Origin of the sequence: Psychrobacter nivimaris, from assembly GCF_009812035.1 — a bacterium.
Taxonomy (GTDB): domain Bacteria; phylum Pseudomonadota; class Gammaproteobacteria; order Pseudomonadales; family Moraxellaceae; genus Psychrobacter; species Psychrobacter nivimaris.
Map to the genome: position 1 here is coordinate 68,004 of NZ_VZIZ01000004.1, position 14,548 is coordinate 82,551.

General features: G+C 42.5%; 15 protein-coding genes. 9 read left to right on the plus strand and 6 right to left on the minus strand.

Features of this window, described 5'->3' with window-relative positions:
• Nucleotides 1-133: 133 nt before the first annotated feature.
• From FQV37_RS01515 to FQV37_RS01540, 6 genes are all read right to left on the minus strand, one after another.
• Nucleotides 134-1,201 carry a DUF475 domain-containing protein gene (locus FQV37_RS01515; RefSeq protein ID WP_160020995.1) on the minus strand — a complete coding sequence of 356 codons (1,068 nt, stop codon included), beginning with the start codon at nt 1,199-1,201 and terminating at the stop codon, nt 134-136.
• Nucleotides 1,202-1,428: 227 nt separating this feature from the next.
• Complete coding sequence (locus tag FQV37_RS01520; protein ID WP_057760825.1) at nt 1,429-2,004, minus strand: TerD family protein; 576 nt, start codon at nt 2,002-2,004, stop codon at nt 1,429-1,431.
• 279 nt (nt 2,005-2,283) lie between these two features.
• Nucleotides 2,284-4,590: a bifunctional 23S rRNA (guanine(2069)-N(7))-methyltransferase RlmK/23S rRNA (guanine(2445)-N(2))-methyltransferase RlmL gene (gene rlmKL / locus FQV37_RS01525; protein ID WP_101206444.1), complete on the minus strand. Its 2,307-nt coding sequence runs from the start codon at nt 4,588-4,590 to the stop codon at nt 2,284-2,286.
• Between the two features lie 150 nt (nt 4,591-4,740).
• Complete coding sequence (locus FQV37_RS01530; protein WP_240990908.1) at nt 4,741-5,925, minus strand: mechanosensitive ion channel family protein; 1,185 nt, start codon at nt 5,923-5,925, stop codon at nt 4,741-4,743.
• Between the two features lie 160 nt (nt 5,926-6,085).
• Nucleotides 6,086-7,576, minus strand: coding sequence for a dihydrolipoyl dehydrogenase (locus FQV37_RS01535; protein ID WP_160020997.1), 1,491 nt, complete (start codon nt 7,574-7,576; stop codon nt 6,086-6,088).
• A gap of 150 nt (nt 7,577-7,726) precedes the next feature.
• Nucleotides 7,727-8,224, minus strand: a complete 498-nt coding sequence (locus FQV37_RS01540) for a peroxiredoxin (RefSeq protein ID WP_160020998.1) — start codon at nt 8,222-8,224, stop codon at nt 7,727-7,729.
• A 370-nt stretch (nt 8,225-8,594) separates the two neighbouring features.
• Between FQV37_RS01540 and FQV37_RS01545 the strand changes: the two genes are divergently transcribed.
• From FQV37_RS01545 to FQV37_RS01585, 9 genes are all read left to right on the plus strand, one after another.
• Nucleotides 8,595-9,920: a tyrosine-type recombinase/integrase gene (locus tag FQV37_RS01545; RefSeq protein WP_160020999.1), complete on the plus strand. Its 1,326-nt coding sequence runs from the start codon at nt 8,595-8,597 to the stop codon at nt 9,918-9,920.
• Nucleotides 9,921-10,045: 125 nt separating this feature from the next.
• The gene (locus tag FQV37_RS01550; RefSeq protein WP_160021000.1) at nt 10,046-10,819 is read left to right on the plus strand and encodes a hypothetical protein; all 774 of its coding nucleotides are present in this window, start codon (nt 10,046-10,048) and stop codon (nt 10,817-10,819) included.
• A gap of 143 nt (nt 10,820-10,962) precedes the next feature.
• A complete protein-coding gene (locus FQV37_RS01555) occupies nt 10,963-11,202 on the plus strand; it encodes a helix-turn-helix domain-containing protein (RefSeq protein ID WP_160021001.1) in 240 nt (79 codons plus the stop codon).
• A 2-nt stretch (nt 11,203-11,204) separates the two neighbouring features.
• Nucleotides 11,205-11,441: a helix-turn-helix domain-containing protein gene (locus tag FQV37_RS01560; protein WP_160021002.1), complete on the plus strand. Its 237-nt coding sequence runs from the start codon at nt 11,205-11,207 to the stop codon at nt 11,439-11,441.
• On the plus strand, nt 11,438-11,713 hold the full coding sequence (locus tag FQV37_RS01565) for a hypothetical protein (RefSeq protein ID WP_160021003.1): 276 nt from the start codon (nt 11,438-11,440) through the stop codon (nt 11,711-11,713). The genes FQV37_RS01560 and FQV37_RS01565 overlap by 4 nt, the downstream gene beginning before the upstream one ends.
• Nucleotides 11,706-11,987, plus strand: coding sequence for a hypothetical protein (locus FQV37_RS01570; RefSeq protein ID WP_160021004.1), 282 nt, complete (start codon nt 11,706-11,708; stop codon nt 11,985-11,987). The genes FQV37_RS01565 and FQV37_RS01570 overlap by 8 nt, the downstream gene beginning before the upstream one ends.
• Nucleotides 11,974-12,159: a hypothetical protein gene (locus FQV37_RS01575; RefSeq protein ID WP_160021005.1), complete on the plus strand. Its 186-nt coding sequence runs from the start codon at nt 11,974-11,976 to the stop codon at nt 12,157-12,159. Before FQV37_RS01570 ends, FQV37_RS01575 begins: the two co-directional genes overlap by 14 nt.
• Nucleotides 12,146-12,322: a hypothetical protein gene (locus FQV37_RS01580; protein ID WP_160021006.1), complete on the plus strand. Its 177-nt coding sequence runs from the start codon at nt 12,146-12,148 to the stop codon at nt 12,320-12,322. Before FQV37_RS01575 ends, FQV37_RS01580 begins: the two co-directional genes overlap by 14 nt.
• Entirely contained in the window at nt 12,319-14,460 is a 2,142-nt protein-coding gene (locus FQV37_RS01585; RefSeq protein WP_160021007.1) for a DUF3987 domain-containing protein, read from the plus strand. Before FQV37_RS01580 ends, FQV37_RS01585 begins: the two co-directional genes overlap by 4 nt.
• Nucleotides 14,461-14,548: the final 88 nt, after the last annotated feature.

Genomic DNA, 14,548 nt, shown 5'->3' on the forward strand with positions numbered 1-14,548 from the left:
CCTATATGTTGGGGCTTCGATATGACCTAACAGTGTGATAAAAACAGTATGACAAAAAAACAGGCCATACCTGATGATATGACCTGTTTAGATGTATAACTAGATACAGACGGTATTACATTGAAAATATGCCCTAGTTCAGGCTTGCTTTCTCAGCTTTACGATGCTGAAGTGACGCTAGCAGCGCCCAACCAATAAAGGCAATACCAATCAGACCAGTAATAATCTCTGGTACATGGAACTTCACTGACAATAGCATAATCAGTGCCAATGCGCCGATTGCATAATGTGCGCCGTGCTCAAGATAGATAAACTCGTCAAGCGTGCCTTTGTCTACCAAGAAGATAGTCATCGAACGTACGAACATCGCACCAATCGCAAGACCTAACATAATAACAATCACGTCATTGGTGATTGCAAATGCGCCAATCACACCATCGAAACTGAATGAAGCATCTAGGACTTCTAAGTATAAGAAACCAATGATACCGCCCTTCATAATGGCACTGGTTGCCGCAGCGCCCGAACCATTTTCTTCGTTTTCTAGGTCTTCTTCCAGATCGCCCTCGAGCATACCTGATACAACCTGTACGCCCAGATAAACCAAGATACCCCAAACACCTGCGATTAGGACAGCGCTTGACTGCTCTGCATTAGCCCACGATACCGCAATCATCAAGACGATAAGCGCTACAAATACGCTCATGGCATCGACTTTACCTAGCTTGGCTAAACGGCTCTCAAGCCAGTCAAACCAATGTACTTCTTTGTCATCAAAAATAAAATTCAAGAATACCAATAGTAAGAAGATACCACCAAATGCTGAGATTTCAGCATGATGCGCCAATAATCTGGCTGAATATTCTTTAGGATCGTTTAACGCTAGGTCGACCACTTGCATAATACCCAAGTCAGCAGTAACCGCAACGATAACGATAGGGAATACCAAGCGCATACCAAATACAGCGATTAGGATACCAACGGTTAAAAATATCTTTTTCCAAAATTCGTCCCAGCCCTTGAGGACTGAAGCATTGACCACCGCATTATCAAACGATAATGAAATCTCCATGACGGCCAAAATAGCGGTAATAGATAGCGTGGTGATCATCCCACCCATACCACCATGTGAATATCCCCACCATGCCGCTATCGCTAAGGCAATGATAGTGAAGATAAAGTCTAAATAAAAATGTCTCATGACACATCCTGTCTGGTTGCGTAAAGCTAAGGTCTACCTAGTATAGGCATGAACCGCAAAAAAGCGGTTATTGCTAACCACTTTTTATGCATAATTTTAAACGAAACGGAAAGCATTACTAGTCATTTGGTCATTAAAAATTGTGACTATTTGCAACGATGGCGGTTTGCTATTTTGGACGTGATTACGGTGACTAATAATAGACTAAATACCAGTAAATAATGGTTTTAGATATCAACACCGTATTGCTGACACATCGCTTGCAAGCCGCCAGAATAGCCTTGACCAACAGCGCGGAATTTCCATTCACCATTGTGACGATATACTTCGCCAAACACCATCGCTGTCTCTACAGAGTAGTCTTCTGCTAGATCAAAACGTACCACTTCAGTGCCAGTCTCTTCGTTAACGACACGGATAAAGGCGTTTGCGACCTGACCAAAGTTCTGGCTACGCGCTGCAGCGTCATGAATAGTCACTGTCACGACTACTTTATCTACGTCTGCAGGTACTTGAGTGAGGTTTACTTTGATAACTTCATCATCACCGTCGCCTTCGCCAGTACGGTTGTCACCAGTATGCTCGACAGCGCCATTGTCAGACTTCAGCTGATTATAAAAGATAAAGTCATGATCGCCGCGCACTTTACCCGCGCCATTTAGCAAAAATACGCTAGCATCAAGGTCGAACTCAGCACCAGAGGTGGCGCGCTCATCCCAACCAAGACCGATAAGTAGCTTGGTTAAATTTGGGTCAGTTTTCGTTAGCGATAAATTACCGCCTTTATTAAGTGATAAAGCCATGGTGTTATCCTTTTTATTAGACGTTAGTGGTTTTATAAGGTCATCGAAAAAAGGCGATGCTTACGCAATAACTGCGCAAATCCATCGCCTAGTAACGCTCTATCATAGCAACAAAAAATGACCCAATCAAAGCGGATTGGGCCATTGTTATATTTCATATACATTCGGCAAAAAACAGAAGTTTCAGGTACTTATGCTGCCACTATAAATCTATAGTTTTATTTATCAAAAACCTGTTTACGGACTTTAGATTCTAAACTGTAAATCTAAAACTTCGAGTTATAAACTTTGACGATGACGAATCTCAAAGCTTTGATGAATCGGTTTTTTGATGTTGAAATCAAAGCCAATGGTTTTTTGCGTGATATCAATGATGTCATAACGCTGAGTCAACTGCTCATCTAACTCAAAACGCGTAAAGTTGTTAGAAAAGTACAAGACGCCATCAGAGGTGAGGCGGTTCATGGCACGATTAATCAATGCAGCATGGTCACGTTGCACATCAAAAGTACCTTGGAATTTCTTAGAGTTTGAGAAGGTCGGTGGATCAATAAAGATGACATCGAACTGTTCGGTATTGTCTTTAATCCATTCAAAAATATCAGCAGCAACGAATTGGTACTTATTGCGGCTAACGTCCAAACCGTTCAAGACAAAGTTTTGTTTGCCCCAATCTAGATAGTTCTGTGACAAATCAACGCTAGTGACCTTCTTCGCGCCAGCAAGCGCTGCATGTACACTTGCAGTACAAGTATAAGCGAACAGGTTAAGTACTGCTTTACCGCGGCTATTGTCCTTGATACGAGCACGCATATTACGGTGATCGATAAACAGACCAGTATCTAAGTAATCTGTAAAATTGACGTAAAGGTAAGCACCATCTTCGCGTGCAACATGAAACTTGCCACGTTTTTCTGTGGTGTTCTGCTTGCTGTACTGATCGTTACCAGACTGACGAGCACGCGTTTTGATAAAGATCTGTTCACGGTTAATATCAAAGACTTCACGGATACCCATCAATGCCAAGTTAAAGCGTTTTTTTGCAGTCTCAGGTGGGATGGTCTTTGGCGGCGCATATTCTTGCACATGTGCATAATCACCATACAAGTCGATCGCAACTTTGAAATCAGGTAAATCAGCATCGTAAACACGAATGTTGCTTACATTATCTTTTTTGGCCAGTTTCTTGAGCTTAGCAAGGTTTTTTTGCAGACGGTTAATGAAGTCTTGACCATCTTCTACTTCAATCTCGCGTTTCTCAAAACGACTAACAAGATTGCCCGTTTGCCCAGCGATAAGCGTTCCGTAGCGGAAATAGACGGTAATAGCACCATTATGACAGCGTAAGGTTTTTGGTTCTTTAATCGGTAGAATATCTACTTGTTCGACATGAGAGGCCAATATGCCAAGCATCGGGTCAATGCCACTACCGGCAAAGCTGTCTTGCAATATCAGCCCAATCGCTTGATATAACGGCTTAATCATTTCTTCATCACCCAAACGCTCACCATACGGTGGGTTGGTAATGACCAAAGGATTGCTCAATCGACCATCATTGACTAAGGGCTTGAGCACGTTGCTGAGTTGATCAAGCGCACGATGCTCGATATCGAGTAGCGGTAGTAAGTCCTGTAGACCTGCGGCAATCAAGTTCTTTTCTGTGGCGAGGATCGCACCACTATCAGCATCAAAGCCTAGCATAAGTGGCAACGTATCAGGCTGCTCGTTGGCAATCTCTAATGCTTCGCGGAAACGTGTTTGAGCATCATCGATCATCTCTTGCCATAGCGTCTCATCATGATGCTGCCACTGGTAAAAGCCAAATTGATTGGCAGCTTTGTCGATACCCACGGCATAGTCGCAATGCATCAATAGCGCTTCAATAAGGAAAGTTCCAGAGCCGCACATTGGGTCGATTAACGCATTATAGAAAGGTGCATCGCCAGCTTCGTTTTTCTTGTGCCAACCAGCACTATAGAGTAGGGCAGCTGCTAAGTTTTCTTTTAGTGGTGCTTCTGTCATGGCCACACGGTAACCACGGCGATGCAAACTGGTACCTGATAAATCTAAATATAACTCAGCTTGCTTGTCATTGATAGTTGCAAAAACAGAGAAGTCTGGGTTTTTGCTGTCGACGTTAGGACGGCTGTCGTAAACTTCGTTAAAGGTATCGGCAATCGCATCTTTGATACGTAGCATGGCAAATTGCTGACTGACAGCGACACGCTTATCGACAGACAGACGAATAGCAAAGGTTTGCTCCAAGCTAAATTGCTCAGTCCAGTTGACCGATTTTGCCAAGCCATATAGCTGCTCTGCGACATCGTATTCTGCATTGATGTTTTTACGTTTAATCAGCATCAATACCCGCGAGGCCACGCGTGACCATAGGCAGATAGTATATAGCTCACGTAAGCCACCAGTAACAGCTAGACGGCCGGTACTTTTGATTTCGCTGTCAATGCCAAAGCTGGTTAGCTCAGTCTGCAGTGGTGCCTCAAGCCCATCGGCACAGGTAATAATAAGATCAAGCGACAACTCTGGTGAAGCTGCTGTTAGAGATGCGGGCGCGGTTTGTTCGGTCATACGGGTACCTGTGGGCTAAATTGACAAAAAAGCAAATAATAAGATAATCGGTGTAACCGGCAATTTTACCATAATTCACAGTAGGATGGTTCAAAGTAGCCGTGTTTAAGATTTTAAGATGTGATAGTTAAATACGTGACAATAAATTCTTTACTTACCCTTCGTCAATGGTAATTCCTCTGGAACGATTTGAGTGGTGGTCGCAAAGGGTTTGGTTGCAATAGGGTAGTCGACATCTTTTGGCATCAGCAATCGCATATGCGGATAGGGCGTAGAGATGTTAGCCGCATCAAATGCGACTTTAATCTCTTCTTGCAGCACTTCTTTGATTTTGGGGATACGGGCAACGGCTGCTGGTTTGACCCAAAAGCGTACGATAAAGAACACCCCGTACTCACCAATTTCTGCCACAGTCGCTGAAGTCTCAGGACGATTAAGCACCGCATCGGTATTGCTGAGTACTTGCAAAATTTCCTTACGAGCCGTCTCAATATCATCTTCGAATGCGATACGTACGCGAATATCAAAACGGATAAAGTTTTTGGACGTCAGGTTAATCACCTCGGAGGAGGCAACGTTGGAGTTTGGGATAATGACAGTGATGTTGTCTCGAGTGAGGATATGAGTGGTGCGCAACGCGATAAGTACCACGCGTCCTTCGTTATCATTGATATGAATCCAATCACCGACTTGAAAAGACTGCTCAAGCAGAATGGTGATACCAGCGATAAAATTAGCAAGGGTAGACTGAGCGGCGAAACCAACCGCCAAACCAACAATACCTAAACCCGCCACTAACGATACGATGTCAAAGCCAAATTGCGCCATGACGCTGGCAAGCCCGAGTACCAATAGTAATACAGATAAAATATTTTTGAGTAGCTGCTCTATGGAAGCATTGAGACCATAGTGCTGTAGGACTCTGTGAATGATTTGTCCTGACGATGCCCAAAGTACGTAATAGATGCCCGCCCAAGTGCTTGCCTTTGCGGTGGCTTTGATGGTTTCTGGCTCAAAGTTTATCTGACTCATAATTGCTATCAGACTGGCGACAATCCAGACATAGCGCAAAACTGAACGGACAATCTTGGTGCGGCGCTCATTTAATCGAATTTTGGCACGGCTTTGCCTAAGGATATAATTGGCCAACCAATAAAAAAATCCCAATACCGCAAGCAGTATTAGGATTTTGATGCCAGTGCTCGCCAATTCTACTGCTTGAGAGGACCAATTAAGTGACTCTTCATCGATAGAGCCGCCGAGAGCAAGATATAGGCTAGTATGTAAGTCGTGAACGATCTCTTGAAAAAAGTCGGTAACACTAGCGATTGGCATTTTTTCGTCCATGCAGGATGTGTTTGTACAAAAAGTTCTAAACGAATATCTATTTATAAATTACCTCAAGTCGTCAAAGCAATCAAATAAAGTAACGATTAAGACTAGTTGCCATCAATTTGAAAGCTTTGCTGACTTGAGGATTTAGCTAAATGGTCGATTAAGAACTATCTTTTTGGGTATCTAGAGATTGGAAAGATATCTCCATCTTGTATTGCACGTCACGTAGCGCCGTACGTAGCCCCTCTAGTATCGTTGGATGATAAAAAGGGGTGTCGAGCATGTCTTTGATACTCAGATCATTGGTAATCGCTGTAGCAAGTATATGACCGATATATTCAGCGTCAGGACCGACCATACTGGCGCCTAAAATTCTGTCTGTTTTTTTGCAGCCATAGATATGTAGCAACCCGCAGTTGACACCCATCACACGGCTACGTCCTTGATTATCAAAGCTCACGCTACCGATAACAAATTCGAGTTCTGAATCTTTTTGAATTTCTGGTAGCGACATACCAACATTGACGATTTGCGGTGAGCAAAATACGATGGAGAAAGGAGTCGCAGGTGGGCGAATATAGGCCGCTTCTGTGTTTTCGCAGACCATACTGCCCGCACTATAGCCTTCATCGCTAGCCACATGCAGTAACGGAATATTAGCATTGGCATCACCAACGATATAGACGTTTAAGTCGCCAATTTGGCCTGTTTTTTTACTTAAGTTTTTTGGGCGGTTCTTATCGTCTAGCTCGACACCTAAGTTTTCAACACCCAGCTGCTTAATATTGTTGCGACGACCAGTAGCAACTAATACGTACTCGCCATGCCATTGCTGAGACTCACCAGCACTATCTTCATATCTGATAAACGCACTTTTATTACCTCCATCTGCTGTTGTACCTACATCGGTAATTTCGCTGCCTAGATGCATGGTCAATTCATGACTTAAGCAATCCATGGCCTTGTTGTTAATATCATCATCTTTTAGACCAGCCACTTGTTTGGCGCGGTTTAGCAGCGTAACTTCCACACCCAAGCGTGTGAATGCTTGTGCAAGCTCTAGACCAATAGCACCGGCACCGACGACAGCCATAGTCTTTGGCAAATCTTCAAGCTCAAAGACACTATCAGACGTGAGCATGGTATCACCAAGCTTGTCCGCCCATCCATCAGGAATAAACGGCGAGCTACCGGTGGCGACAATAATTTGCTCAGCAGCAATTAGCTCATCATTGACCTCGATTAGCCCTTGCTCATTAATAAGAGCACGACCGTCGATTTTCTTATGATCAGGCCAGCTGTCCACTTGCTTTTTAATGTAGCTAGCAAAATGACTGCGTTCGTCACGTACACGCTCCATGACTCGTTTGCCATCGATTTGCGCGGTCGCATGAATACCAAACTCAGCAGAATGGTTGGCATCATGTGCGCGATCAGCAGCTGCAATTAGCAGCTTACTAGGCATACAGCCAACCGCAATACAGGTCGTGGTCCAAAACCCTTCATTAATAATAACTACGTCATCTTTGATTTTACTCGCTTGGCGAAAAGCGTTTTGACCTGCGGTACCCGCGCCGATAATAGCGACGGATACTTTACGCGTGACTTCTTTCGGCGTATCGTCGGTGGCCGTGTCAGATTGTTTATTCATATTGTTCTCTAATAGGGGCAAGGTTATATTCAGTGATAGACTGAATGCTTGGCTTATATTTTTTATTTGGTTTTTATGATCAATACTGATTTAACTATAACGTCAATAACACTGACTTAATTACAGAACCAGTAATTATGGCACCAATAATTACGGCGCCAATATAGTCAGCAAGCGACTGGTATAGTCTTTGGCACGTAGGTTACGCTGTGCATGAGTCAGCTCACTGTTTTTATTGAATACAAATGCCGAACGTACAAGGCCTAGCGTAACTTTGCCGTACATATTTTTTTCTTTGATAACATCAAAATACTGGCATAGCTTTTCGTCAGCGTCACTGATGAGTGGAATCTGTAAGTCATATTTGTCGATAAATTTTTCATGAGATTCAACACTGTCACGAGAGACGCCGATGATGTCGTAGCCTAATTCATCGAAGTCATGAAGGTGCGAAGTAAACTCTGTTGCCTGTGTGGTGCAGCCTGGCGTGTTGTCTTTGGGATAAAAATAGAGAATAAGGCCTTTATCGGTATTGGCGACCATTTCTTTTAAATTGATTTCATCATGAATAAAGTTACCAGCAAGCTTGCGTACTATGGTTACTGGAAAATCAGGTAGGTGGATGGTTTCTGTCGTTGGCTTGGCCATAGTAAAATCCTTATTAGTTTTAGTTATTTATATTGGCTTAATGATGCTTCTATTTATAGTGTTCTTATTATAGGCAGATTAGTAGAAATAAATAATCAGTTTTACACTTTGCCCATTCATTGGCAACAAAAAAGACTGGCAATGGCCAGTATCTTTCGAATCTATTTTTTCCTACATCAAAAAATAACGTTCAATAAAAAATACTGAAAAATCATTTAAAAACCTTGATATACGGCAGTTTTAGCTATAGCATATCTAACAACGTACAACATTATGCCACGATATAAAGCATTTTAAATGGCTACCAAAATGGCTACCAGTATTAACAAAATGGCTACCAAGTTGGCTACCAAGGTAAAGGCAAAGGGATATGACCACAAAAGCGATCAAACTAGACTCACAAATTCAAAAAGCCACCAAGGACACTATCCAAGCTGGCAAGACTGTTAGCTATCCAATCGCTGGTTATAAAGGTCTAGAAGTACGGATAAGACCACATAAGAACGGCTTAGATGCTGCAGTGGATTTTAGACATAGATACAGCCACCCAATAACAAGCAAACGCCCTTACATGACGCTAGGACAATACCCAGCGTTGAGCCTTGCTGATGCCAAAGACATGTACAGAAACAACATGACACTGCTAGCCAAGGATATAGACCCTTTAGAGCATAAAGAGCTAGAAAGACAAAACGAGTTACTAGATAGGCTCAATACACTAGATCACTTCATTAGCGAGTGGCAAGAATTGCAAGCCAGCAAAAACCTAAGCCCCAAAACACTATATAACAATCAAGTGTTGTTAAAGCCCATTCAAAAGCAGTTAGGGCATATGAGGGTTACAGAGATAGCACCTAGCATGGTCATAAAGTTTATAACTGACATACAAAAGACAAGCCCAGTTAAAGGCTTACAAGTAAAAATACTGTTAAAAAGTATTTTACAGCTAGCTAAAAAACATAGAGTGATTGAGTACAACCCAGCCAGCGACTTGCAAGGCACGTTAAAGACTCACAAAGCTGTTCACTACCCATCATTAACAGACCCTAAGGAGTTTGCCGAACTACTAAGAGATATTGAGCAGTTAGATGATGCAAGCCAGCTATACAATAAGCACATATTGCAGCTATTAGCCCTTACCTTTACTCGCGTAGGTGATGCTTGCGCTATGCAATGGGCAGACATTCATTGGTTCAAAAAACAATGGGAGCTTAAGCCGCAAAAATCAGGAACTAGGGCAGATATGGTAGAAAGCATGGTAATACCACTAGCACCGCAAGCCATAGCTATATTGGAACAGATGCAAAGCCTGACAGGTAATAGCAAGTATGTATTCCATAATCCAAGGCGTAGAACTGAGCCTTATCACCATACGCAAGAAATAAACAAAGTATTAAACAGTGATCTAATGAATAACGGGCAAGGCTATAAAGGTATTCATAGCCCACATGGTTTTAGAAGTAGCGCAAAAACTATGCTGATGGAGCGGCTAGGCTATGACGAACTGATAACCGAGCTGGCACTAGGTCACCGCATGCTTAACGCTTATGGCACTGCATACAATCGTATGACTGGACTAGAGCAACGAGCCGAAATGATGACAGCATGGGCCAACTACCTAGACGATATAAAAGCTGGCAAGTTTGATAATGTCATTCATGCCGATTTTAAACAAAAAGCACAAAAGCAGGGATAAAACACTACTGCTACGATGACCATGCAAGGCTAGGATTAATTACCCGAACGGCTGTAATTTACACACCTTAAAGCAGCCAGCGCCTTGCACCTTATTTTATAGAAAGGTGTGTAAAGGTGTGATTTATGGTTAAGTCTAGAGAGGATTTTTCAGATGCTGATCTTGAAAAAATTCTTAAACAAATTGAACAGACGGAGTTTGAAAGATTACAGCACAGAACGACTATACCCACAGTATTTATAAAAGAATTACTAGATAGCCCTAATAATTGGATGTTATGTCGAAACTTCTTTGATGTTGGTATGAGAGATAAAGAAAAAAACAACCTCATTTATGAGCTGATAGAAAAGATAGAGAATATCGCTATCAAAGAATGTAAAGAAATTTTAGAAGATGAAGAATATTATGTGGATTTTGAGCATGAAAGCCCTATTGCTTATCATGGTTTTTTTGTCCTTATCCGTAGGAAGCATGAAGAGATTTACTCAGAGTCAAAAGAGCTCAAGTGTTTAAATTTTTACAAATTATGTGACTGTATCAAATTGAAAGTATTCGCTAGGCTTTATTTTGAGCACCAGCAATATGAAGCCAGTTTCTACTGTAGTAATTTAGCCAGCTACATTTTTGGTGCAGGAACAAATGAGGTGAGAGGTGAACATGATTTCCAAAAGAAACTATCAAAGTCTAATAAAATCAAAGCAAATAAAAGATGGTCAAAGCACAATAAAACTAGATATGAAAAAAAGAAACAATACTTAGAGATTATGGATCAAGAAAACTTCACTACTTTTGCAGACACAGCCGAATATATAAAACAGAACATTGAAACAGAAAAAACCCCATCTTATGACACTATCAAACGATGGTTAAGCCAAGCCAGCAAAGGCGATTTTTCGTAATCTATCATACTGTGGTATGCAGGCATACAACACGCTATGCAGGCATACCATGCGCTATACACGCATAAATATTCCTTACAACGCCTACCTACAATAGCATGTCCTTAACGACTTCAATCCATAACCGTTAAGGAGTTAAGGCAATGCCTAACACTACCCACGCAGCACCCACCAATAAGCTAAATCTAGCTTACCTATTAGCGAACCCAAAAGAACTTTATCAGGTTAAGCAAATAGCTGATGTATTCCACAAGCACCCCGAAACTATTAGACGATGGATTAAAACGGACAAGATCATAAAGCCGTTATCTATCAATGGCGTTTACTACTTTAAAGGTAGCGACATTGTGGACTATCTAAACGCTACTAATGAGGGGGCGTAGTCATGGATAAGTCAAAGCGCAGCCAAAACCAAATAATCAAAGATCATCTTTTGACTGGTCAATCAATCACACGCTGGCAAGCTATCGAGCTTTATAAAATCGCCACGCTACCCACTCGCATAAATCAGCTAGAAGGCAAAGGCTTAACCATACAGCGCAAGCGAGTACATAAAGACGGTAAGCATTGGAATGTCTATTGGCTTGATGCCGATAATCTAGCTAGTGGGGTGCAGTCATGAGCCAGTCAAACGACATATTAGAACCGCGCCTAGTGGCAGTAGATAGTTATTACTTGTCTGTCATTAATGACCGCATACAAGACCTATCAAACGATGCTGAGAGCCTAGCAATGGCACTTAGTGCTATCCATACCGATGATGACGCAAGCAAGGGCGTAACAGTCGCTGTAAGGTCTGCCTTACTTGCTAACAGTGAACTGGCAACCACTTTAAGCGAGCAGATGGACGGGCTTATCTTACTACCTGAAATCAAGGTGAATGACTATGAGTGATGACACTTTTATAAATGAAGTAATGGACAGGCTAAAAGACAAAGGCATGCTGATGATAACTGATGGCTTTATCGACCAGTTAATCATTACTTTACACGCCAATGTGACCGCCATTAATAGCCTGATAGAGATAGTGGAAGTAGAAAACCAACTACTAGCTTTACGCTGTGCAATACCAACAGGCAGCCGACAAGTCGACTCACTCAAAGAGCTATCCAAACGCATAGCAGAAATCGCTTTCAACGTGGAGGACGTAAGAAATGAGCAAAGATAACAAAGCCAATCTAAAAGCCGACCACGGGCAGCATAGAGAGCTACAGAAACGCAAAGCTAATGACCGCGCTTTCATTATTTCTATGTCAGCAATGATTTGCTTTTTTGTGTTGTTATTCATACCCACTTGCCAGCAAGCAAAAGAACAAGGGGTGACTTATGAGCAGCGATAACCCCAAAACCTTTTTAGATGCTCAACTTGCCTATGCTAAAACAAAGCAGGGCAAAGAGCAGAAAAGGCACGATAAAGAGATGCAACGCTACCACCAAATCAAACGGGCAGCGGACAAGATACAGCGATCATATGATGATGACGGTATGGAGGGTGACCAATGAACACAGCACAAACAGACAGCAAAGAAAAAGCCCATGCGGACAACATGGGCAGTTTCATTGGCTATATTGCTGATATTGAAAATGCGACACCTGAACAACGCGCACAAGATGACAGTATTAGCCAGTTAGACGGCTTACAAGAGGGTGTAAACCTACCAACCAATCATATAGATAATATACGTTATCTACACGATGATATTAGCATGAGGGGTGGCAATAGCAAAGGTGAAAGACTGCCCAACACTAAAGGCAGGTACGGCCTTGTCATGGTCAACAATAGAGCCGAACCCGTCAACATAGCAGCACGCACACTAAACAATGATGACAAGCCGCCTATCATATCGGACACCACGCAAGCAGGCGCGTATGCTATTGGGCCAATGAGCCGTAACAGTGACTGGTGGCTAGTGACCAATTTAAAAGATGCCGTTACGTTATATGCAGCCCTTGCGATACTTGATAGTAAAGTGACTGTGTTAGCGTGCCTTAATCAAAGTATGTTTGATATGACGTTAAGACATTTTAGCGAGGTCAAAACTATTCATATTATAGACACGGCCCAGCACAAAGACGCATTAACGAGCCGCTTAGCAGGTGTGAATGCCATTGCTCATATCACGATAGATACCATTATTAGCAGACTGAATGAAGGTGATTTGATAGGTAACCTTATTGCAGATGCGGACACTATCGACTTGTCAATATTAGCATGGCCCACACCTGAACCATTATCAAGCGACCCAAGCAAACCGACACGCTACCCAATCGAAGCATGGCCGCCGATACTACGAAAGCCAATAGAAGCGATTGCTTACTATACTCAAGTACCGTTAGCAATGTCAGGACAAGCCGTCTTAGGTGCAATAGCGCATATAGGACAAGCACATATTGATGCACCGATGGGCAGCGAGTACAAGCCAACGAGCCTTATTATTATTACAGAGGGTGAAAGCGGTACAGGCAAAACACAAGTAATGGCCCTAAGTCACTTTAAGATAGATCAGCATGAGAAACAGCTATATTCTAATTATCTAAGTGACATATCATCATGGGAAAACAGCCTATTAAGTCTAAAAGGTAAAGACAGAGCCACTTTTTTAGATGAAAACCCAAAGCCACCTAATCCCGTCACTATGTTTGATGATGCAACGATTGAGCCGCTTATTGATCGTTTTGTTGATGGTGAGATGTATAACGCCAGTTTATCCACTGATGAAGCAGGCCAATTCTTTAATGGCCATACTATGAAAAGTGACACCGCAGGCAGTGCGTTAGGCGCGATAACCAAGCTTTATAGCAGTGGCATAGCAGGGCGTACACGCTCGCAAAAGAACGCTTACGCAAACCCAAGAACTAAAGCTTATGATGTGCGTATGACTTTTTTACTACAAGGACAGCGCGTAGTTTTAGAGAAAGCATTAACCGACCCACTGATGAGCGGACAAGGTTTTTTAGCACGTGCAATGATTGCTTGCCCTGAAGATTTACGAGGTAAAAGAGTATGGAATGATCCAAAGCGTAGGAATGACAGTCCACATGATAACCCTTGCTTAATAGACTACTGGTCACGCTGTCAAAGCTTACTTGACCCACTACCAGCAAATCTACCTAGTGACAGTACAGGCGCACCTAGTCGCATTAAAATCCGATGGGCAAGCAATGAAGCATTACAAGCCTTTGAGGACGGTATGCAAGCGATAGAGAACCGCCAAGCAAGCGGACAGGTTTTAGAGTATCTCAAAGCTTACGCCTCACGTATGGCAGAAAATGCCACGCGCATAGCCTCACTAATGGCATTCTTTGACGGCCGTAAGGCCATTACCACCGATGATATAAAACGCGCCTTTATGTTAGTAGAGTATTCAACAGCCGAACGCTTACGCTATCTTGATGCAATGCCCACAGGTGAACAGAACGACAGCGAAAAGTTAAGTAGCTGGCTAGTGGATAAAGCGAGGGATAAAACACCGCATAAACTAGGTAGGACATATATATCAAATAATGCACCTAGTCCAATGCGCAAAAATACCAAGCTATTGCAAAGTGAGCTTGATAAGTTAGAAGCCGCTGGACATATCAAACAAGAATTAGAGGGCCGTATGAAAGTTATTTATGTTAGTCCTAAACTCTATAAGTAATGTTTGATACCTAAGAAACCTTGCTTAAACTACCCCACTCTCAACTTGAAATAAGCAAATCAAACTGAAGAGGCGGATTACCAAGTTT

Excerpts from the sequence above, each read along its gene's own strand:
- FQV37_RS01515 (WP_160020995.1), bottom strand. The coding sequence starts at position 1,201 with ATGAGACATTTTTATTTAGACTTTATCTTCACTATCATTGCCTTAGCG.
- FQV37_RS01520 (WP_057760825.1), bottom strand. The coding sequence starts at position 2,004 with ATGGCTTTATCACTTAATAAAGGCGGTAATTTATCGCTAACGAAAACT.
- rlmKL (WP_101206444.1), bottom strand. The coding sequence starts at position 4,590 with ATGACCGAACAAACCGCGCCCGCATCTCTAACAGCAGCTTCACCAGAG.
- FQV37_RS01530 (WP_240990908.1), bottom strand. The coding sequence starts at position 5,925 with ATGCCAATCGCTAGTGTTACCGACTTTTTTCAAGAGATCGTTCACGAC.
- FQV37_RS01535 (WP_160020997.1), bottom strand. The coding sequence starts at position 7,576 with ATGAATAAACAATCTGACACGGCCACCGACGATACGCCGAAAGAAGTC.
- FQV37_RS01540 (WP_160020998.1), bottom strand. The coding sequence starts at position 8,224 with ATGGCCAAGCCAACGACAGAAACCATCCACCTACCTGATTTTCCAGTA.
- FQV37_RS01545 (WP_160020999.1), top strand. The coding sequence starts at position 8,595 with ATGACCACAAAAGCGATCAAACTAGACTCACAAATTCAAAAAGCCACC.
- FQV37_RS01550 (WP_160021000.1), top strand. The coding sequence starts at position 10,046 with ATGGTTAAGTCTAGAGAGGATTTTTCAGATGCTGATCTTGAAAAAATT.
- FQV37_RS01555 (WP_160021001.1), top strand. The coding sequence starts at position 10,963 with ATGCCTAACACTACCCACGCAGCACCCACCAATAAGCTAAATCTAGCT.
- FQV37_RS01560 (WP_160021002.1), top strand. The coding sequence starts at position 11,205 with ATGGATAAGTCAAAGCGCAGCCAAAACCAAATAATCAAAGATCATCTT.
- FQV37_RS01565 (WP_160021003.1), top strand. The coding sequence starts at position 11,438 with ATGAGCCAGTCAAACGACATATTAGAACCGCGCCTAGTGGCAGTAGAT.
- FQV37_RS01570 (WP_160021004.1), top strand. The coding sequence starts at position 11,706 with ATGAGTGATGACACTTTTATAAATGAAGTAATGGACAGGCTAAAAGAC.
- FQV37_RS01575 (WP_160021005.1), top strand. The coding sequence starts at position 11,974 with ATGAGCAAAGATAACAAAGCCAATCTAAAAGCCGACCACGGGCAGCAT.
- FQV37_RS01580 (WP_160021006.1), top strand. The coding sequence starts at position 12,146 with ATGAGCAGCGATAACCCCAAAACCTTTTTAGATGCTCAACTTGCCTAT.
- FQV37_RS01585 (WP_160021007.1), top strand. The coding sequence starts at position 12,319 with ATGAACACAGCACAAACAGACAGCAAAGAAAAAGCCCATGCGGACAAC.